Here is a 21,123-nt window from a genome sequence, read left to right on the forward strand (position 1 = left end):
TTACCTCTCCACCAATGCAACTTTCTTGTTGTACAAGTTCATCAATGCAGACGTCACCAAACTCAAGGTTAGGTAAACGGCCATAGTCATTGCGATGATTTCAATGGCTTGTCCAACTTGGTTTAACGTAGTACCAGCGAACACAGATACTAAATCTGGGTAACCTATCGCCATAGCTAAAGAAGAGTTCTTTGTCAGGTTAAGGTATTGACTGGTGAGTGGTGGAATGATGATCCTCATGGCCTGAGGAATAACGACCAGTTTTAATGTGCGAGATTTAGGTAATCCAAGAGACATTGCTGCCTCGGTTTGACCGTGGTTTACAGCATTAATGCCTGAACGAACGATTTCAGCAATGAAGGAAGCGGTATAGATACTTAAAGCAAGAGTCAAAGCCGCGAGCTCAGGAATAATACTGATACCACCTTTAAAGTTGAAGCCTTTAAGAACGGGGTACTCTGCCGTGATAGGCATGCCCATAACAAAAAATACAACAACAGGAAGGACAACGATTAAACCCAAACCAATGCGAAACATTGGTGTTTGTTGACCAGTAAGCTTTTGTTTGTTCTTAGCCCAAATATTAATAATGATGGTCGCAATAATACCGAGTATAAAAGCGCCGATCACCACGCTACTGCCTTCTCCAAACACTGGAGCAGGGAAGTAAAGGCCGCGAACATTTAAGAAAATAGCTTCACCTAGGCTCATACTTTGACGAGCGGAAGGTAAGGCTTGAAGGACCGCAAAGTACCAGAAGAAGATCTGTAACAATAAAGGAATGTTTCGGAAAATCTCGATATACACTGCAGCAAATCGACTAACTAGCCAGTTAGAAGAAAGTCGAGCAATACCGATGACAAATCCGAGAACAGTAGCTAACACAATGCCTAGCACAGAGACTAGCGCCGTGTTTAAAAGCCCCACAAAAAAGGTTCGGCCATAAGAAAAGGTTTCGTCATACTCGATAAGAGTAAGACCAATTCCAAAGCCTGCTTCTTGGTTTAAGAAATCAAAACCCGTTGCGATACCTCGAGCAGCTAGATTGTTTAACGCATTGTTAACGATCGTATAGAAAAAGAGTCCTAAAGCGAGAACGGCGATAACTTGGAAAACAATAGAGCGGAAGGTGGGGTTGTATAGTAGATTTGCGCTTTTCGCAGGTTTGTTCTGCGGTGCGACTTGAGTCGTAGTAGGTTTCATACAGCTATAACCTCAAATCCTTTTAAAAAAAGGGCGGATGAACCGCCCTTATTTGAGCACTTAATAGTTATTAGCGGATTGGTGGCGCGTACATGAAGCCGCCAGCATTCCATAGTGCGTTTACGCCACGTGAGATTTGAAGTGGTGAACCTTCACCAACTGTACGCTCAAAACTCTCGCCGTAGTTACCTACTTGTTTAATGATTTGGTAGCCCCAATCATCACGGATACCTAGGCCTTTACCTTTAGGACCATCAACACCAAGAATACGCTTGATGTTTGGATCTTTAGACTTCAGCATTTCATCTGCGTTCTTAGACGTGATGCCATATTCTTCAGCGTTCACCATTGCTGCTAGTGTCCACTTAGCGATGTTGAACCATTGGTCGTCGCCTTGACGAACTACTGGGCCAAGAGGCTCTTTAGAAATGATTTCTGGAAGAACGACCGCTGAACTTGGATCTTGAAGGTTTAGACGAAGTGCATATAGACCAGATTGGTCAGTTGTTAACACATCACAACGACCTGAGTCGAAACCTTTTGACGTTTGAGCTGCAGTATCGAATACTACTGGCTTGTATTCCATACCATTGTTACGGAAGTAATCAGCTAGGTTCAGCTCAGTAGTGGTACCTGATTGAACACAAACAGACGCGCCGTCAAGTTCTTTAGCGCTAGAAAGACCTAGATCTTTCTTAACCATAAAGCCTTGACCATCGTAGTAGTTAACACCAACGAAGTTTAGACCTAGTGCAGAGTCACGGTGTAGAGTCCATGTAGTGTTACGTGATAGTACATCAATCTCACCAGATTGAAGTGCAGTAAAACGTTCTTTCGCAGTCAATGGAACGTATTTAACTTTGGATTTGTCACCCAATACCGCAGCAGCAAGAGCTTGGCAGTATTCTACGTCAATACCTTCCCACTCACCTTTTGAGTTAGGGTTAGAGAAGCCTGGAAGACCAGTACTAACGCCACAGGTTAAAACGCCAGCTTTAGTGACTTTGTCGAGAGTGCCGTCAGCAGCAGATGCTGATGTACTCATCATTGCAGCAGATGCCGCTACTAAAGAAGCAATAAGAGTGAGTTTCTTTGCCATTGTGTATCCTTCCTGTTATTTCCGTGTAAATCAGGTCCAGCCTGAATACAATGTGCTAGTTATTGTTGTGTTGCATCATAAGTCGTTAAAATTGAACTGATTTGGTGCAATTTGTAACGACCGTTTAAAGCGTAGATAATGATTTGTGATTTCTCAAATTATTAATTTAAATAGTGTTTTGAGTTGCCACATACGTCTAAACAGTAGTTAGAATGACGAAATGTGATGATTTTGTAAATAGTGCAGCTTGGCACCAAAAGGGTGCTTCAGAGAGTGGTATGTTATATTTGTGTTAAATTAACATAATCAGTCGTTTTATTGATTTTGGTTCAAATTTTTGACTAATAAACATTAAAAATTCAGTGAAAAATTGTTTTGTGACCAATGTCTCGGTGACAAATATGCACCGTAATGGTGAATATGAATGAATAGTTATTTCGTTTAGAAAAGGAAATTTATGCGTTACTTTCCACTGTTTATGGATTTACTAGATCGACCAGTTTTGGTCGTAGGGGGCGGAGAGGTCGCGTGCCGAAAAGTGGATACTTTAACGAGAGCAGGGGCTCGCGTAACGATAGTATCACCTCAACTAGAGCCTTACCTTGATGATTTAGTCGAGCAAGGTAAATGTTTATGGGTAAAGCGTTTCTACGAAGCTGAGTTAATGCATCAGGACTTTGCGCAAGTTTGGGCGACAACTGATAACCCAGAGCTTAACCATCAGGTGCATAAAGATGCTAAAAAAATGGGTATTTTGGTAAATGTCGTTGATGATACCCCGTATTGCGACTTCATTACTCCATCGATAATCAATCGCGGCCGCGTTCAAATTGCCATATCAAGTGGTGGCGCCTCGCCAGTTTTAATTAGAGGTATTCGAGAAAAGCTTGAGTCCATACTTCCCATGAATACGGCTCAGCTGGCGGATTTTGCCGCAAGCAAACGTGGTGATATTAAACAGCATTTCGCTACCGTTGATGAGCGACGCAAGTTCTGGGAGTTGTTTTTCAACGAACCTAGGGTAGTGGAATGTAAGAATAATCATGAACTTGAGCTCGCCTATCAACAGCTCATAAACAGTGACGCAGAGTTTTCCAATGCCTGTACGTGGATCAAGTTTGGTGTTGACCCTGAACTCCTGCCTATTAAAGCACTAAGGATTATGCAAGAGGCTGAAGTGGTGTTCTTTGACAAGAGTTGTCCATTCGGATTTGTTGATTTAGCTCGACGGGACGCAGAGCGCATCGAGTTTCAAGATATCGCACAAGTCTCTCAAGACATTCAGAAACGCAAAGCAAACAAAGAACGTATAGTAGTGTTTGTAGACCCGCAATCTTCATCACATAGGCTTCTAAAAGAGGGCGATGAGGAAATTGGCTTGGCGCAGATAAAATAAAAGGGCGTTAACGCCCTTTTAATCAAAACAACTAACTCGAGTTAGTCGCGGAAGTTATTAAACTGGAATGGTTGACCTAGTTCGCCAGTCTTAACTAACTGCATAGTTGCTTGCAGGTCATCGCGTTTCTTACCTGTTACGCGGACTTTGTCACCTTGAATCGCGACTTGAACTTTAATTTTCGAGTCTTTTACCAGTTTCACAATTTTCTTTGCAACGTTGGTTTCGATACCTTGCTTGAACAATACGGTTTGGTGCCATTGTTTACCTGATTGTTCAGCCGTTTGCGATTCCATCGCGTTTACATCAACGCCGCGCTTAGTCAAGTTACCACGCAAAATATCGCGCATTTGCTTAAGCTGGAAATCGCCTTCACATGAAAGTTTTACGGATTCATCGTTTTGAGAGAACGATGCTTCGACGTTCCTAAAATCAAAACGCGTCGCCAGTTCACGGTTTGCATTGTCTACAGCATTACGCAGTTCTACTGTGTCGATTTCTGAAACAATATCAAATGACGGCATGTTAACCTTCCTTCTCGTTACGTTGTTTTACAGCATCAGCAAGAATGTCTAGCATTTGAACGGTATCATTCCAACTAAGGCAAGGATCTGTGATTGATTGTCCATAAGTAAGGTTATGGAGATCTTCCATGCTCTGGTTACCTTCTTCTATGAAGCTCTCAGCCATGATGCCTGAAATCTTATTGGAACCAGAGATGATTTGACCAGCGATGTCTTTTGCAACGTCGAGTTGCTTACGATGTTGTTTTTGGCAGTTTGCGTGACTGAAGTCAACAACTAGGCGAGCTGGCAAGTCAAATGATGCTAACTGCTCGCATGCTTTCTCGATAGACGCTTTATCGAAGTTTGGTCCTGTGTCTCCACCACGTAGAATCACATGACCATATGGGTTACCACTGGTGCGGTATACTGTCATACGGCCATGTTTATCTGGTGAGTAGAAATAGTGCTGTGCTCTCGCGGCGCGAATCGCATCAATTGCAATTTTGATGCTGCCGTTGGTACCGTTTTTGAAACCAACAGGGCAAGATAAAGCTGAGGCCATTTCTCGGTGAATTTGCGACTCAGTAGTACGTGCGCCAATTGCGCCCCAAGTGATAAGGTCGGCGATGTATTGGCCCGTAATCATATCTAAAAACTCAGTTGCTGTAGCCAAACCAAGTTTGTTGATGTCTAGGAGCAAACCACGAGCTTTGTTCAAGCCAGTCTCAAGAGCATAAGAACCATCAAGATTGGGATCAGTAATTAAGCCTTTCCAGCCAACAACAGTGCGTGGTTTTTCAAAGTAGGTACGCATGACGATAAATAGGTCGTCTTTATACTTGTCTTGAATTGCACTTAAACGCTTAGCGTAGTCTAGTGCAGCTTCAGTATCGTGGACTGAACAAGGTCCTACGATGCAAAGAAGACGATTGTCTTCTCCGCTTAAAATACTTTCAATTTGACGGCGAGAATTAGCAATGCGCTCTGCAACGTCATCCGTGATTGGGTGATTCGTACTCAATTCTGACGGAGTCGGCATTGGACCTAATGCCTGTGTTCTTAGTTCATCTGTCTTTAATGGCATGGTGCAGCCTGCAAATTTATTACGAAGCGGTAAAGATAAACGAAATGACAGTTAGAATAAACCTCTAATCCGGAGATAACCGTATCATTTGCATTGATTCGTCCTTCATAAAACACGCATTGGTTAAATTAGAATCAAAGTTTGGCTTTATCCTCGTGCTACAAAAATAGTGGTCACATTTAATTAAAAGGAATCCCTTGTATTCATTGGCGGGAGTCGGTATTTTTCCTTTAAAGCAAATAACAACAGCACGGAGCAGCAATGGGGTACGACACTATCCAAACTGGCCAAGAAGAAGCCGAATCAACAACCAACCTGAACCTTGGAAATGTACTACCTAGTTTTGGCGAGCAGCAGCAACCTGCTACCCATCTTTATGTATCTATTTCTGAGCTCATTATGGAAAAGATATTCTTTCACCCCAACTATGCCTCAATGGTTGACTCTCTCGATACCGTAGAGCTCGAGGCAATAAATGCTATCTTAGGTGAGCAAAGTGCTTCAGAGTTTTTTGTTGAGACGTTAGTGAATGCAATTAAAGCGGCGAATATTGCTTCTTACGACACCGTACGTCTTGAACTCAATGATGCAAATAGCTACGAGATGAGTGCTCTACTAGGTGGAGGCGCGGAACCTGATGAGGTGAACCCTTGTCTGGGACTTCGTGGTGTCTCTCGATTTGCTTCTGACGCTTATAAAGCGTGCTTTGCGCTTGAATGCGAAGTGATAAAGCGTTTGAGAGCTGACGGTATTAATGTCGAAATCGTTGTGCCTTGCGTACGTGCCTTGAGTGATGCCGCTAAAATCATTGATCGACTCGCTGAGCAGGGTTTGCCACGAGGCCTTAATGGTCTAAAAGTATTGTTTGCTTGTGACACTCCTTCTGCAGTGCTGCTGTCTGAGCGTTTGCTTCAGTATTTCGATGGATTGGTAATTAAAGTTGAGAGCTTGACTCAATTGACTTTAGGTGTCGACATCAATCAAGAAGAACTAGTTCATCTATACGACCCTCAAAACGAAGCGGTACTAAAGCTAATTAAAGAAGCGGTTGCCGCTTCAAAAGAAGCGCGAAAACCGGCTCTACTGACAATTGGATCACTCGACGATTATCCAGCCCTTAAAGACTTCATTTCTGAACTGGGTAGAATCGACGTATATTCCACTGCAGCTTAATTACGGCGGCGCTACAGTGAAAGCTCCTGTCTTCTTACGAAGTTAGGAGCTTTTTATTAACAAAATTTTGACATCTTCGTAGCTTTCTAGTTTACTGGTCAGACAAGTATGAATGAGGGAAGTCGTATGTTATCGCCGTTACAAAAGGCTAATTTTTACCTTAACGCGTTTGGGTTTATGAAGGTGCCGTTAATTTGGTTATGCCGTCCAAAATTACTGGAACTGAACGAAGAAAAGGTCGTAATTAATATTCCATTAAGGCGACGTACGAAGAACCACTTAAACAGTATGTATTTTGGCGTGCTTGCGGTTGGTGCTGATGTGGCCGGCGGATTTATGGCGATGAACAAAGCGCAAAAACGCGGTAATAAAGTGTCGTTGGCATTCAAAGAGGTCGAAGGCAAATTTCTAAAACGGCCAGAAGCTGATGTTCAATTTGTTTGCTCTGACGGAAGGCTTATTGATGAAATGTTGGACGAGACGATAAGAACGGGAGAGCGTGTGAACAGACCGGTAAAGATTACCGCCATCTGTCCATCACTACATGGTGACGAACCAATGGCGGAGTTTTCTTTGGTCTTGTCATTAAAAGCTAAGGCAGCGTAACCTAGCAAACCAAACTGTGTACTCAAACTTTTAGTACTACAGTGGGATTTGTTCTATATCGACAATTTTCGAACGGCTGAGCACAATTTTCCAACGATAGTAAATGGGTTCGTTACCATGGTTGTGCTCCTTCACAATCAGATTGAGCAAGTGACGTTTTTCTAACGATTCTTTCACTACTTGACCGTCTTGAAGCTTATAAAAGCGGTTGTTGGATTTATCCATCAATCGCGTCAGCGCTCGGAAGTTAATATTAATGACTTCACGAGTCTGATCATAACCACTGGTAAATTTAGAGGTCGCCATGTCGGTTAGTGAGCGATAGTGCAAGATTTCTTCTTCTCTTTGAACCACACGCTTCTTGCGAATAGACTTAATTCTATCTGGCATCTTTTCGAACGTTGTGTAGTCCAACCACTCAATTTTCCTGCCCACATCTTTCTTTGTAGTTGCATCGATATAACGTCTGCGCCACTTAGGTTTTCCTCTTTGTATCCAGCGCCACATAATATCGCGTAGGTCATCTTTAAATACTTCACGCAATGCGTAGATAACAGATAGTACAAGAATAAATGAAGCGGTAATCTCGCCCAGATAATCGCGTGCCAATATGACCGCGGACGTTACGAATAACATCACCAGTCCAGTCGCAGTACCTTTGATAACTCGTTTAGTATTACTGCCGACGGACGTTGACTTTTCTTGCAGTACTACAGGGTGTTCAATCAAGCGGCGCAATAATCTCATCTTGTTGCTAAGACGAGTAGGGTCTTTACGAACTTTTTCAGAGTTGTAGTTGTTAAGATTTCGATGTGCCTGTTCTTTTTCGACAATGGTAATAAGCCGATCTTTTAAAGGGGTATATGCCTTACCGTTAGGGATATAGACGACGAGTTCCAGAAACTTCTGCCCGGTATACCAAGATAAATAGTTATCAATGTTGGCATAGTGACGTTTAAGGCTTTCTTCATAAGGAATCGAACGGCGCATCTTCTTAAGAATATCGAGAGCGAGCTCGATGACTTCATCTATTTCATCTGCGGTGACATCTTCCTTCGCCGTTTCTTTTAAGGTTGCAACTGCTTTATCGAGGGCAATAACATATTGGTAGGCGAATAGACTCAAACTGACGCGGTATTGAGTATTAGAAAGACGTCCTCGCTTTGCTAATCGCGAGTGAACAAGTGGCAGAAGTGTTTCATTACTGTAGTAGGCTCGCTTTTGCGAAATTGAATCGTAGTAGAAATCTGTTTCGGATACTAGATGTGACTTCATCCCTAGTTCGTTCGGGACGAATAAGTAAACATCTAAATCTAATCTTTTTGAATTTGCCATCACGTGTGCAATTTTGAGTGTAATGGCGTCTTGCTTGTCGACGGTGATCAAACAACTTCTCCGTGTGCTTTGATAACGTTAAGCATATCAGAACCAAGGTAAACTAGCATCTTAAAGCGAGTCAGGTATAATCGCGCCAATTACCCCAATAGAGATAAACACAATGATTAACGTAGGTCGTATCAACCAGCTAGAAGTAACAAAAGAAGCGGATTTTGGTTGGTTTTTAGACGGAAAAGATTACGGTTCGATTTTATTAACCAAGAAGCACGCTCCTGAGGGTGTAGCGGTTGGTGATGTTGTTGATGTTTTTCTCTATTTTGATGCGGACAACCAAATTGCTGCAACCACAGAAAAACCAGTTGCACAAGTTGGCGAGTGGGGCCTGATGAAAGTTGAAGGCGTAAATAGCATCGGCGCATTTGCCAGTTGGGGAATTAAAGAGAAAGACTTACTTATTCCTTTTAGCGAACAGCGTGGTCGCCTGTCAGCAGGACAAACGATTCTGGTTTACGTGTACACCGACAAAGCATCCGGCCGTATCGTTGGTACCACGAAATTCAACAAGATTTTAGACAATACACCTGCACAATATACAAAGAACCAGCAAGTTGATTTGCTCATCGCTGAACGCAGTGACTTGGGCTACAAAGCGATCATTAATGGTGAACACTGGGGAATGATTTTCCCTTCGGATGTATTTGGTAAGTTGTTTATCGGTAAGCAGTTGAAGGGCTTTATCAAACAAGTTCGTTCTGATGGTAAGATAGACTTGACGCTTCAAAAAGTGGGCGTTGCAAAAATGGATGATTTAAGTGAAAAAATCCTAAGTCTACTAGAGAAGAAAGGTGGCTTCTTACCATTGAGCGACAAATCTACGCCTGAAGCGATTTTTGCCACCTTCAAAACCAGTAAAGGTACATATAAGAAGAGTATCGGTGGTCTATATAAGCAAGGTAAGATCAGTATTGATAAAGATGGTATTCGTCTGATTCAAGACTAATCAAAACTAACGATAAAACTTCAGACCAAAAAGAGGCCCAAAACTGATCCTGATTTGGGCCTAGGGGAATGGCTCATGGAGAGCCTACGCTAACTGTTTTAAACAAACCTGCATTCAATAATGCGTCGCTATGCTTCTTTATGTCAGTGCTTAGAATCTTTACTTTAAACGGCTATTGCGTTTAATTGCCTATGTGTTGATAACCTTTAAAGTGTAGTACAGAACAGGAAAAAAGCGATGTGACAAGCGGTTTTAGCTAGCTAAAACCGCTATGTATTTGGCTTAAAACAGGTTTTTGTCGCGCACCAACTCTCTTGGAAGGCCATTCTTTACTCTATTTCCAACCCATTTACCCAAACCAATAATAAAACCGTTATAACTAACGAACACTTCGCCTTTGCCAGATAAGCCCTCAGGCCTTACGTCTCGACCCATAAACCACTCTCTTGCGTCCTCTTTAGATAGGGGAACAGCGGCTGTTTCAGTATTAGTCAGAGCAGTAGCGACTTGATGTTGCCAGCGATAACCTTTTTTATGTTGTTCTGCGATTTTGATACCCATGCGCGAGAAACGAAACTCTCCCAACATTGGTTCTAGCGCTTCTGGGAATAACCAAATGTCATTGTCACGCTTCCATAACGTGCTGTGTTGTGGAAGAGAGGTTCCCATAGTTTGCTGTAGTTGAGTGACAACGTCACTTGATTCTTTTCGAGTTAATGGTTGAAAAGGAAACTTACCTAGTCGCTTCTTTACTGTTGGTGCAGGGTAAGCAGCTGTTTTCTTAAACTTGGCAATAAAGAAGCCTTCACTGTCGTAAGTTTGCGGGAAAACGTGCAGAAACCCTTCTTGTGTTGTCGCTTTCTCTGCATCAGGGAACAGCTGTTGCAATGACGTGATTTCAACAGCATTTCCAAAAGTTTGTGTGAGATGAAGAGCAACCTGTTGGTTTTCTTCTGGACTTAAAGCACAAGTAGAATAGACCAAAGACCCACCTACTTTTAGGGCGTGAAATGCACTTTCAATAAGGTCTTTCTGGGTTTGTGCAATATCTTTGGTAGACGCTAGGCTCCAGTTTTTCATCGCATCGGCATCTTTACGAACGGTTCCTTCCCCTGAGCATGGTGCATCTAAGAGAATGGCATCAAACTGTTCGGGCAACCATCCGCCAAACACGCGAGCATCGTAGTTACTCATTGCAACATTACTGACTCCGCAGCGTTCGATATTGGCGTGCAATACTTTAACGCGGCTAGCGGCAAACTCATTCGCTACCAAAACTCCTTCGTTATTCATTAATGCGGCAATCTGAGTCGTTTTTGAGCCGGGAGCGGCGGCCATGTCCAAGACGGCTTCAAATTTGTCATCACCACAAAATAAAGCGCTAGGCGGCAGCATAGAACTGGCTTCTTGAATATAGAATAATCCGGCCATATGCTCTGCGGTGTTGCCAAGGGGTACGGTGCTTTCGTCTGCATCAATCCAAAATCCCTCTTCACACCAAGGGATGGTCGTTAATTCCCACCCATTTGCCAGTGCTTTGTTTAAAAAGTCATCAATTGAAATCTTAAGGGTATTAACGCGAATACTCTTTCTTAAGGGTCTTTGACAAGCGGCGATGAAGTCTTCCATGTTGAGAGTGCTAGGGAGGAACGTTTCAACATGTCTTAAGAAGTCTTTTGGGAGGTAAACATTGGCGTGCAAAATGATGCCTTTCGATAGCTGTGTTTATTTAGCAGCGAATTATATACCCAGCGGTAATCAAAGCAAATAAAAGCCCGCTATTGCGGGCTTAGGAAAGGCGTCTTTTGTTCGATTAAGGAGTAGGGATTGGCGTGCGCCATTTTTTCCAGTTTTCTTCTGCAGAGGTGTTTAAATAAAACGACTGTCCAGCCTCTGCTTGAGGTTGAAGCTGTTTCCCTTCTGGAGTAGAGAACGTAATCCCTCCTCGAATCAGGCTATCAACAGTACCAGCCTTGATGTTAGCGCCCGAGAGGCCAATTTGCACATCTAAGCCAGACACATTCCAAAACACGCTATTAGAACGGACTAAATACGCATAGTGCGGATCAATTTGAATGGTGGAGATGACTCGATCAGCGAATGTGCCAAGCTCGACGTCAGTGACACGACCCACTTCAATGTCTCGATAGAGGATAGGTGTTCCTGGCTTAATTGAGCCACGAGTTTCACTTTGTAGCGTAAACTCAACGCCGTTTTCTACTTTAGGAAAATCGTTAAGATCGAAAACCTTAGAGGCTTTTCCCTTACCCGGTTCTACGGCTATATATTGACTAACAATAGCGCCTAGGTTCTTCACACCGTTTAGACCGATTTGCGGTTTCACCATCCAATAATAGGTGCCTGATGTAGTTAATTGATCGACATACTCCGGCAGAATTCTTGCGATTACTTCAACACGCTCTTTATCGAAATCTGGAACGGTAAGCATCACTTCACCAACTTTTACCCCTTGGTATTTTAGCGGCATACCTTTACTGACTTGTTGGTCTGATGTCGTGGTATAGAGAGTAATAGACTGACCAAATTTACGAGCTGAGTTGAAGTCCTGATATAGTTTCCAGTTCTTGCCAGTTTTGTTGTCGATACCCGGCATGCTATCAAATGCGATACCGCCGTCGATAAGTGTTTTGAGTGGCGCAGCTTTAACATTGATCCCAGATAAAGAGGCTTCAACTTCAACACCAGAGCGGTTCCAAAATACCGTTTGCGGTGTAACGAGGTGCTTGTATTTGTTATCGATGCTCGTTTGAATATAGACTCCGCCATCGGTCAATGAGTAGTTTGATACGCTACCTACCTGCATATTTCGATATAGAACAGGACTACCTTCTTGAATTGGAGGAAGCTCATTAGCGAATAGTGTCAGGCGCATTGAACCAGTTTGGTCATGTTTTGCTAACTCAGCCAACGATTTGGTTTGGAACAAGGCAAATTCTGCGCGGTCTGTTTTCGCACCTTCACTGACAAAACTGATAGAGCCTGTGAGAAGTTGTTTTGCAGGTGGGACAGTAACGTTGAGTCCCGCTTTAGTTAACTCAGCGGTAGCACTGCCTGTTACGAAAAAGCGGTTTTGCGAGCGAATCAGATCTTTGTACTCAATATCGATGGATATATCCATTGCGACTTGGTCGTCCACCAGCTCCACGCTATTTAGCGTACCGACAGGAATACCTCTATAAAGGACGCTGCTGCCAGGCTCAAGACCAAATGAGTTCTCAGAAAGTAGACGTATAGCGATAGATTTCGCTTGAACGCGGTCGAGTTCGTCTTGTTTAACTGCTACAAAGTCACGGGCTTGTTCGCCACTTCCAGGAACGAGCGTCAAAAAGTTTCCAGTAATTAGATTTGATAGGTTTTCAACCCCAGACAGTGACACTTTGGCTTCTTCCAATAAGAACAGTGTGCCCTGATTGAGCATATCACTAAAGGCTGGCTCGATAGATGCTGAAGCAATTATAGAGTCTCGTTCGCCGCTTAGTGCCAAATTGTTTATACGGCCGATCTCAAGGCCGCGATACATAATCGGTGAGCCATTGGCCTTCAGGTTGCTGTTATCGGGTAGGGCGATGCGAATTGGAATACCTCGACCAGCGGTTTTAAGATCTTTGTACAGTCTAAAATCTGTCCCAGCTTTTACCGGTTCACCACCGTCTGGAGAGTCTACGGCAATGGCACCTGCGAGAATAGCACTCAAGCTTTCAAGACGAATGTCGACACCTTGAAAACCAACATTAGCTCCGATGCCACTCACATTCCAAAAGCGGCTCTTGTCAGTGATGATGTGACGAAACTCGTCTTGAATGGATGCTTTGATAATGACGGTTTCAGCATCATTATCAAGTTTGAAGCTATAGACTTCACCTATTGGAATTTTCTTGTAGACAATTTTTGAGCCTACTGAAATGCCCCCTAAGTCTCTTGCTTTTAAAGTAACAGTTAACCCGTCGTTGACGGCGAGTTCTGTTGGTACTGACTCAAGAGCCACATATTTGGATTTCGCGCTATCGGATTCGGTAGCAGGGAAAATCGATATGTAGTTGCCGGATACTAGAGCATCTAATCCAGAAATTCCAGATAGCGACGCGGAAGGTTTTACCAACCAAAATTTAGTGTCTTCACCCAGTAACTTGGTTGCTTCTGGATATATATCAGCATCGACATAGATGTTACTCAGGTCTTCTGACAGATTGATGTCTCGCACCATACCCACCTCTAAACCTTGATAGCGAATAGTCGTTCTACCTGCTATTAATCCTTGCGCATCAGAGAAGTAGATTTGCACTCGTTGACCGGCATCATGAACGGCTTTTGCTAATAACCAACCCGCCAAGGCGATGGTCAAAACAGGCAAGATCCAGAGAGGAGATATGCGTCGATCTTTCTTAATCTCTGGGCTATAGGATGGTTGCTGTTGATTCTCGTTACTCATTAAAGCTACTACTCAACTTTGGTTTCAGGTTGCAAGGAAGGTTTCGAATTATGTCTGTCCCACAGTAATCGTGGGTCCAATGTTTCGGCCGCAAACATGGTTAATACAACCACTATACCGAAGGCAACGGCACCAAACCCTGGGGTGAAGTTCAAAATCTGGCCACGGTCTACTAAGGTAAGCATGATTGAAATGACGAACAAATCAGTCATCGACCATTTGCCGATCCATTTAATCGCTCGGTAAATACTCATTTCGACTTTGTGATTTTTAACCTTGTCGAATTGAATGCAAAACATCAGATAGCTGAGGCCAATAATCTTAGCTACGGGTACTACGATACTCGCCACAAAGATAATAATGGCAATACCCAGCATGTCATTGTTAATAAGCGATGCGACCCCAGAAAAAATGGTATCTTCTAGGCGTTGTCCATTGGTAATTAAAATTGAAATAGGCACAAGGTTGGCTGGGAATATTGCAACGGTAGCGGCAATAAGCAGCGCCCATGTCTTCTGCATGGAGTTGGGCTTGCGATGGTGCAGTGGATTGTGGCAACGAACGCAAAATTCAGCTTCGGGTTGGGATAAATGGCATGTGTGGCAGTGGATTTCTTTTGCTTCTACTGGCAATGAGCTTTCTGCTTGCCAACTTTCCCAATAACGTCTTGTGCTTACTCGGTTCACTAGAACAATAGTAAGTACTTGTAGAATCACCAAGCTATATAGTGCATTACCAACGTAGATATCCGAATAATCTTGGAGCTTAAAGCATGAAATAGCGACACTGATCAGGAAGACATCTAACATTACCCAGTGCTTACTGTGTGAGAGAATGCTGAGCGATATTTTAAGCGTATTGAACCAACGATACTTCAGTGCGACATGAGCAGTTATCACTGTGGCACACATAGCGAGTGGGGCAATGGTGTGACAAAATAGGGTTAACAAAGCAAGCCCTGGGTAGCCTTCCTTAATGAGGGCATAAACCCCTTCCATTAAGGTGCCTTCAATCATCATTCCTACAAGTCGGATAGTTATAAAGTCGAAATAATGAGAAGGTATAAACAGGAGTAGGCAGGTTATTGCTAGCGCAAGGTTGCCACCAGTTGAGTAACTTTCGCTGCGATAGAGTTGGGTACCGCAACGAGGGCAATCAGCACTGTAGCCTTTTTTTAGGTCGACGATGTCAACAGGCAATTCACAGCATTGGCATAAACGAACTTGGGTAGGTGTTCGCGCGTGAGAACAGGCACTCATCTTTCATGACCTATCAAAGATGAGTGTGTTGCTGTGGAGCTAACTTGCTGATTGCACTGAGCCATAAAGTGTCTGATACAGTCCTTCTGCTTCGACCAATTCGACGTGCGTTCCTGATTGAGTGACTTGTCCATCTTCCAGAACATAGATGAGATCGGCCTGTTTTACTGCTGAAAGTCGGTGAGCGACGATCAATGTGGTGCGGCCTTTCAAAAACTCAGTCAATGCGGTGTGTAAAGCCGCTTCGGTAGCAGTATCGAGTGCAGACGTCGCTTCATCAAGGATGACGAACTGCGGATCGCTTAATATCATTCTAGCAATAGCGAGTCGTTGACGTTGTCCTCCGGACAACCGAATACCATTGCGACCAATTTGTGTTTCTAGACCGTCGACTAACTTGTCAGTGACGTCTTGTAGCTGAGCAACTTTGAGCGCATTCCAAATGGAGAAGTCGTCATACTCTCTGCCAAGTGTCAGATTATGCCTCAAGCTGTCATTAAAAAGTATAGGTTGCTGTAAAACAACAGCAATTTTATCTCGAATTATGTCGAAACCTATGTCGTCAGTGTTAACACCATTGAAGCGAATGATGCCACTGCGTTGTTTATAAACACCGATAAGTAACTGAATGAGAGTAGACTTGCCCCCGCCACTGGCTCCCACCAGTGCGACCTTCTTACCCGCTGGGATATGCAAGTCCAGTTTATTGAGTACGTCTTTGTCTTGATCATAAGAGAAAGAGACGTTTTCAACAGCAACATCTACCTCGCGATCAGCTTTGAATGGATTGACTTTACTAATGGCGCGCGGCTCTTCTTCCAATTCGAGTAAACTGTTGATTCTTATTAGTGCGGCTTTTGCGCTATACCAAGAGAACTGAATACCTAATAATTCCTGAACAGGGCCTAACATGAACCACAAATAGCCGAAGACCGCGAAGATTTGCCCTATGGTGAGATCGCTGAATAACACCATAACCATTGCGATGGCTCTGAAAAGCTCAAATCCAATTAAGAAAAGAAGAAACGACAATCTACCTGCGGCTTCAGACTGCCACGCGTATTTATCGGCGTTACTGCGAACTTCATCGGCTTGTTCTTTGAGCTGTTGTAAGAAATCTCGCTCTCGATTAGCAGCTCTAAGTTGATAAATACCATCAAGTGTTTCAACTAGGCGATTTTGAAACTTTTCGAACGCTTGGTTTTCTTGTTTTTTTAGATGCTTAACCATTCCGCCCAATTTTCGGGAGAAATAGACGACGATTGGGTTGACCAATAGGATAAACAGGCCTAGTCGCCACTCTAACCATAGCAAGACGATAGCGGTGCCTAAAACGGTTAGGAGACTAATAATAAATTTGCTTAACGTTGAGCCAATAAATTGGTCAATGGTTTCAATATCAGTAATTAAATGCGCATTAATGCCGCCACTACCGCGAGTCTCATATTGTTTGATGCTGATACGACCGAGCTTATCTATCATCTTGCATCGGATTTTATAGGTAATGGTTTTAGAAACCAGCGTAAACTGGCGACCTTGCAGAATATTTAGACCTTGGCTGACAGTACGCATAAGAACGACGAGTACTAAGGTAAGAGCGATGTAGCCGATAGGTGTCTGCCAACTATCTAACATGATCATATTCATATACTGCAAACCAGTGGAAGGTTGGTTAAGCAGAACTTCGTCGACCATCAGTGGCATCAATAGTGGGATAGGGACGCTAATGAGTGTAGCAATAAGAGCGATAATATTCGCCGCAATAAGCCGAGACTTATGATTTTTTACTTGAGTTATTAACCAGGAACGGCTAATAGTGTCATTCGTACTTGTCATGCTTTTGAGAATAGTTCCTATTACGATTTTGAGGCATTGTACTGGTATTGTAAGATATTGAAAGTGTTATTGATGGACATATCATGAATCTAGAAAACTATGAACGCTTGGCGAAACAGGCTACAGCACTCATTGAATCCGAAACGGATTTTATTGCTAACCTATCTAATATTAGTGCACTTCTTTTTATGGAGTTAGATGATCTTAACTGGGCCGGCTTTTATTTAATGAAACAGGGCGAGTTAGTGTTAGGACCTTTCCAAGGAAAACCAGCGTGCGTCCGCATTCCAGTCGGCCGTGGTGTCTGTGGCACTGCGGCAGAAACCAACACCATACAACGTGTATACGATGTACACGCGTTTGAAGGTCACATTGCATGTGATGCTGCAAGCAATTCAGAGATTGTGATTCCATTTTCTATCGGTGGTGAAGTAGTCGGCGTCTTAGATATTGATAGCCCAACAATTGGTCGATTCAGTGAAATCGACGAAGAGGGACTAAAAAACTTCATGAATTCGGTAGAAAAGGTGCTCAATTCACATACAAACGCGGCTTAAAATGAAATTTGCCTGTGGTTTTTCTAGTGCAGGTCACTATAATACCAAGAATATTTTTCTTAATGCTTCGCGGATAACCGCATTAACCAGGAACCCACATGGAAAACACTGAGAAGTTGAAGAACAGCAAAGAAATTATCGCGTATATTGCTGAATGTTTCCCTAAATGCTTTACTGTAGAAGGTGAAGCAAAACCACTTAAAATTGGTATCTTTCAAGATCTTGCTGAACGTTTAAAAGATGACGAGAAAGTCAGCAAGACTCAGCTACGTGCAGCGTTAAGACAATACACTTCTTCTTGGCGTTATCTACACGGTGTAAAACCGGGTGCAGTGCGTGTTGACCTAGATGGCAATGAATGTGGTGAGCTAGAAGCTGAGCATGTTGAACACGCGCAAGCTACACTGGCTGAAAGTAAAGCTAAAGTTGCAGCTCGTCGTAAAGAACAAGCTCAGAAAGCTCGTGAAGAAGGCAAGGCAAAACCTAAAGCTAAAAAGCCTCAAGCACGCAAGCCACAAAACAATACTAAGAAACCAGCGAAAGTAAATACGCCAGTTGAAACGCGCGCTTTGAATGCAGATGAAATGATCATCGGTAAGCAAGTAAACGTAAACATGGGCAAAGGGAACATGGCTGCGACCATTGTTGAAATCAATAAGGAAGATGTGCGCGTTCAGCTAGTAAATGGCCTACAAATGGTTGTTAAAGCGGAGCACCTGCGCGCATAAAGGAGAAATTCCTACGCATGAAGTGCCGTTCAAAATTATCGATAGTTGCTGCTAGCCTTTGGCTAGCAGCTTCATCAGCTCACGCTTTGGAAGCGAAATTTGAAAAATCAGATATTCCTACCTTGGCTCCCGAAGTACAACATGAAACAGCCAGTAAACGCGTAACTTCTCGTTTTACTCGTTCTCACTACAAACACTTCACTCTAGACGACGAATTTTCAAAAGCGATTTTTGCACGTTATTTGGAAATGCTCGACTACAACCGAAATATCTTCACACAAGCCGACATAGACAAGTTCAACTCTTGGTCGACTCAGCTTGATGATCAACTCAAAGCTGGTAATAACCAAATTGCATTTGATGTGTATAACCTTTCGATGCAGAAACGTTATGACAGATTTGCATACGCGTTATCTCTGTTAGACAAAGAGATGAAATTCGATGTCGATGAAAGCATTACGTTAGATCGTTCAGAGGCCGCTTGGCCAAAGGATGAAGCGGAGCTTAATGAGCTTTGGCGTAAACGCGTTAAGTATGATGCGTTGAATCTGAAGTTGGCTGGCAAGAATTGGGATGAGATAAAAGAAACGCTTGGTAAACGTTACAACAACGCAATCAAACGCCTAACTCAATCACACAACGAAGATGCATTCCAAATTTATATGAATGCGTTTGCAAGAGAAGTTGATCCTCATACTAGTTATTTATCTCCTCGCTCTGCAGAACAGTTCCAGTCAGAGATGAATCTGTCTCTGGAAGGTATTGGTGCCGTTCTCCAACTCACTGATGACTATACTGTTATTCGTTCTCTAGTAGCAGGTGGTCCGGCATCTAAGAGTAAGCAATTAGGCGAAGGCGATAAGATCATCGGTGTTGGTCAAGATGGTGAAGAGATCGTAGATGTCATCGGATGGCGACTTGATGATGTAGTACAGCTTATCAAAGGTCCAAAAGGCACCAAGGTTAAATTACAGATTTTACCTGATGGCAAAGATGCTAAGGCGACAGTTGTTGAAATCGTTCGTGACAAGATTCGTTTAGAAGACAGAGCCGTTAAGTCTGAAGTTATCGAGAAAGACGGTAAGAAAATTGGTGTTCTAGAGGTACCGAGTTTCTACGTTGGTTTATCTAAAGACACAGACAAACTAATTACCGAACTGAAAGAAAAAGGTGTCGACGGCATCATTGTTGATTTACGCAACAATGGTGGTGGTGCCTTGACGGAAGCCACTGCAATGTCGGGGCTATTTATTGAAAGTGGCCCGGTTGTACAAGTACGAGACAGCTATGGTCGAGTCAATGTAAACAGTGATACTGACGGTAAAATTAGCTATCAAGGTCCATTGACTGTACTCGTTAATCGTTATAGCGCCTCTGCCTCAGAAATTTTCGCAGCTGCAATGCAAGACTATGGTCGTGCAATTGTATTAGGCGAAAACTCATTCGGTAAAGGTACAGTGCAGCAACACCGCTCACTAAACCATATCTATGATCTATTCGATAAAGAGTTAGGTTACGTACAATATACTATCCAGAAATTCTACAGAATTAATGGTGGTAGTACGCAGAACAAAGGCGTAGTGCCAGATATCGCCTTCCCAACGCCAATCGATCCTGCTGAAACTGGTGAGAGTGTTGAAGATAACGCACTACCATGGGATAGCATAGATAAAGCGAAATACAGTGAGTTACAACGTAACGATGAAATGATCGCATCGCTTACGACTAAGCATGAAGAACGCATTAAATCGGATATGGAATTTGGATTTATCGCAGAAGACATCGCTAAGTACAAAGCTGAAAAAGACGACAAAACGTTATCTTTGAATGAAGCTGCACGTAAAGCGGAAAGCGATAACAATGATGAGCTTAGATTAGAGCGTGTCAACTTGCGTCAAAAAGCGGCGGGAGAAGAGCCATACAAAACTTTGGATGACATCCCGAAAGATTATGAAGTTCCAGACGCTTACTTAGATGAAGCCGTGGCTATTATGGTCGACATGGTAAACGCCAAATCTTAACCTGTTCAAACTAAACAAAAGCGAGCCTAGTGCTCGCTTTTTTAATGCTTGTCCTCGCTTGCCTCAGATTTGATACTTAAAATTAAAAATCGTGATTTAGATCAAAAAATTTCGCAATCTCGTATTAATCCACCTAAGCTTATTATAACTGTGAGGGGGATACATATGAGATGGATTACACTACTTTTATGTGTTTTGTCGTTTGGGGTGCTGTCTGATACACGTAAAGATAACAATGACTTAACTCAGTTTGACCAACCGTTTCTGTTGGGAGATTGGTATTTAGTAAACCCGAGTCCAGAAGAAGGCCCGGACACCTTTTTAGCAATCAAGTTATCGCTGGGTTCCAACTACACTTTTTCGATAGACATTCAAAAACAAGATTACAGTATTGAACATTGGGAAGGGTTGTTTACCGCCAATGATGATACGATCATTCTCGGTCTAAACAGTGATGAACCACAGGTCTATAACTATAGTGGTAACCATAATATGCTTAATCTTAATGGAGTCGTCTTTACAAAAGCGTTGCCCAATGCACTCGCTGGTATCTGGTCTTCAGTTAGTGTGAGTGGTGATGACAAGCACGCTCAAGAAATTGCGAGAATGGATTTAATCCTTCAGCCAGATTTTGTGTTTACGTTTCGTGTAAGTTCAAGCGATGGGGATGAAGCGATTCATAGTGGCGTCTACTACACCGAAAATGATCACATCGTGTTGCTTTATAAAGACGGTGAACACGATGCAACTTATACATTAAATCAGGATGAACTGACTTTAGAGGTAGAAGACGGTGATATGTTTGCTGTACTCAACCGTATTCGCTAGCAACACTGGCAGTTACTCAAAAGCGTCAACTTAGTTTGA

The 21,123-nt window shown here is 43.0% G+C and carries 17 protein-coding genes; 8 read left to right on the forward strand and 9 right to left on the reverse strand.

Annotation, left to right across the window (positions count from 1 at the left end; genetic code table 11):
• Together L2W36_RS09375 and L2W36_RS09380 are read right to left on the reverse strand one after the other, a co-directional pair.
• Window positions 1–1,203, reverse strand: coding sequence for an amino acid ABC transporter permease (locus L2W36_RS09375; protein WP_006074561.1), 1,203 nt, complete (start codon window positions 1,201–1,203; stop codon window positions 1–3).
• 70 nt (window positions 1,204–1,273) lie between these two features.
• Window positions 1,274–2,302: an amino acid ABC transporter substrate-binding protein gene (locus L2W36_RS09380; protein ID WP_006074559.1), complete on the reverse strand. Its 1,029-nt coding sequence runs from the start codon at window positions 2,300–2,302 to the stop codon at window positions 1,274–1,276.
• A gap of 457 nt (window positions 2,303–2,759) precedes the next feature.
• Between L2W36_RS09380 and L2W36_RS09385 the strand changes: the two genes are divergently transcribed.
• The gene (locus tag L2W36_RS09385) at window positions 2,760–3,698 is read left to right on the forward strand and encodes a siroheme synthase (RefSeq protein WP_236109870.1); all 939 of its coding nucleotides are present in this window, start codon (window positions 2,760–2,762) and stop codon (window positions 3,696–3,698) included.
• Between the two features lie 41 nt (window positions 3,699–3,739).
• Here the strand turns inward: L2W36_RS09385 and L2W36_RS09390 are convergent, their stop codons facing one another.
• Both L2W36_RS09390 and L2W36_RS09395 read right to left on the reverse strand, forming a co-directional pair.
• On the reverse strand, window positions 3,740–4,222 hold the full coding sequence (locus L2W36_RS09390) for a YajQ family cyclic di-GMP-binding protein (protein ID WP_006074555.1): 483 nt from the start codon (window positions 4,220–4,222) through the stop codon (window positions 3,740–3,742).
• 1 nt (window position 4,223) lies between these two features.
• A complete protein-coding gene (locus L2W36_RS09395) occupies window positions 4,224–5,288 on the reverse strand; it encodes a 3-deoxy-7-phosphoheptulonate synthase (protein WP_236109871.1) in 1,065 nt (354 codons plus the stop codon).
• Between the two features lie 261 nt (window positions 5,289–5,549).
• Here L2W36_RS09395 and L2W36_RS09400 point away from each other — a divergent pair, with 261 nt between their 5' ends.
• Together L2W36_RS09400 and L2W36_RS09405 are read left to right on the forward strand one after the other, a co-directional pair.
• Window positions 5,550–6,461 carry a putative PEP-binding protein gene (locus tag L2W36_RS09400; protein WP_006074553.1) on the forward strand — a complete coding sequence of 304 codons (912 nt, stop codon included), beginning with the start codon at window positions 5,550–5,552 and terminating at the stop codon, window positions 6,459–6,461.
• Between the two features lie 126 nt (window positions 6,462–6,587).
• Window positions 6,588–7,067: a PaaI family thioesterase gene (locus L2W36_RS09405; protein WP_006074551.1), complete on the forward strand. Its 480-nt coding sequence runs from the start codon at window positions 6,588–6,590 to the stop codon at window positions 7,065–7,067.
• Window positions 7,068–7,103: 36 nt separating this feature from the next.
• On the opposite strand, the gene L2W36_RS09410 is transcribed toward L2W36_RS09405, so the two are convergent.
• Window positions 7,104–8,453 carry a hypothetical protein gene (locus L2W36_RS09410; RefSeq protein ID WP_006074549.1) on the reverse strand — a complete coding sequence of 450 codons (1,350 nt, stop codon included), beginning with the start codon at window positions 8,451–8,453 and terminating at the stop codon, window positions 7,104–7,106.
• A gap of 112 nt (window positions 8,454–8,565) precedes the next feature.
• On the opposite strand from L2W36_RS09410, the gene L2W36_RS09415 reads away from it, so the two are divergent.
• Entirely contained in the window at window positions 8,566–9,405 is an 840-nt protein-coding gene (locus L2W36_RS09415) for a CvfB family protein (RefSeq protein ID WP_006074547.1), read from the forward strand.
• A gap of 282 nt (window positions 9,406–9,687) precedes the next feature.
• On the opposite strand, the gene rsmF is transcribed toward L2W36_RS09415, so the two are convergent.
• The 4 genes from rsmF to L2W36_RS09435 form a co-directional block, all read right to left on the reverse strand.
• Window positions 9,688–11,106 carry a 16S rRNA (cytosine(1407)-C(5))-methyltransferase RsmF gene (gene rsmF, locus L2W36_RS09420; protein ID WP_236109872.1) on the reverse strand — a complete coding sequence of 473 codons (1,419 nt, stop codon included), beginning with the start codon at window positions 11,104–11,106 and terminating at the stop codon, window positions 9,688–9,690.
• A 112-nt stretch (window positions 11,107–11,218) separates the two neighbouring features.
• On the reverse strand, window positions 11,219–13,855 hold the full coding sequence (locus L2W36_RS09425) for a PqiB family protein (protein WP_236109873.1): 2,637 nt from the start codon (window positions 13,853–13,855) through the stop codon (window positions 11,219–11,221).
• An 8-nt stretch (window positions 13,856–13,863) separates the two neighbouring features.
• The gene (locus tag L2W36_RS09430) at window positions 13,864–15,114 is read right to left on the reverse strand and encodes a paraquat-inducible protein A (protein ID WP_236109874.1); all 1,251 of its coding nucleotides are present in this window, start codon (window positions 15,112–15,114) and stop codon (window positions 13,864–13,866) included.
• 39 nt (window positions 15,115–15,153) lie between these two features.
• Window positions 15,154–16,950: an ABC transporter ATP-binding protein gene (locus L2W36_RS09435; protein ID WP_236109875.1), complete on the reverse strand. Its 1,797-nt coding sequence runs from the start codon at window positions 16,948–16,950 to the stop codon at window positions 15,154–15,156.
• A gap of 83 nt (window positions 16,951–17,033) precedes the next feature.
• Here L2W36_RS09435 and L2W36_RS09440 point away from each other — a divergent pair, with 83 nt between their 5' ends.
• The 4 genes from L2W36_RS09440 to L2W36_RS09455 all read left to right on the forward strand — a co-directional run bounded on the left by L2W36_RS09440 (window position 17,034) and on the right by L2W36_RS09455 (window position 21,084).
• Window positions 17,034–17,507, forward strand: a complete 474-nt coding sequence (locus tag L2W36_RS09440) for a GAF domain-containing protein (protein ID WP_006074540.1) — start codon at window positions 17,034–17,036, stop codon at window positions 17,505–17,507.
• 98 nt (window positions 17,508–17,605) lie between these two features.
• Entirely contained in the window at window positions 17,606–18,235 is a 630-nt protein-coding gene (gene proQ / locus L2W36_RS09445; RefSeq protein WP_006074539.1) for an RNA chaperone ProQ, read from the forward strand.
• A gap of 17 nt (window positions 18,236–18,252) precedes the next feature.
• Window positions 18,253–20,256, forward strand: a complete 2,004-nt coding sequence (gene prc / locus L2W36_RS09450) for a carboxy terminal-processing peptidase (RefSeq protein ID WP_006074538.1) — start codon at window positions 18,253–18,255, stop codon at window positions 20,254–20,256.
• Window positions 20,257–20,421: 165 nt separating this feature from the next.
• Window positions 20,422–21,084, forward strand: coding sequence for a hypothetical protein (locus L2W36_RS09455; RefSeq protein ID WP_006074536.1), 663 nt, complete (start codon window positions 20,422–20,424; stop codon window positions 21,082–21,084).
• Window positions 21,085–21,123: the final 39 nt, after the last annotated feature.

It is taken from the genome of Vibrio sp. McD22-P3 (genome assembly GCF_021568915.1).
GTDB lineage: Bacteria > Pseudomonadota > Gammaproteobacteria > Enterobacterales > Vibrionaceae > Vibrio > Vibrio mediterranei.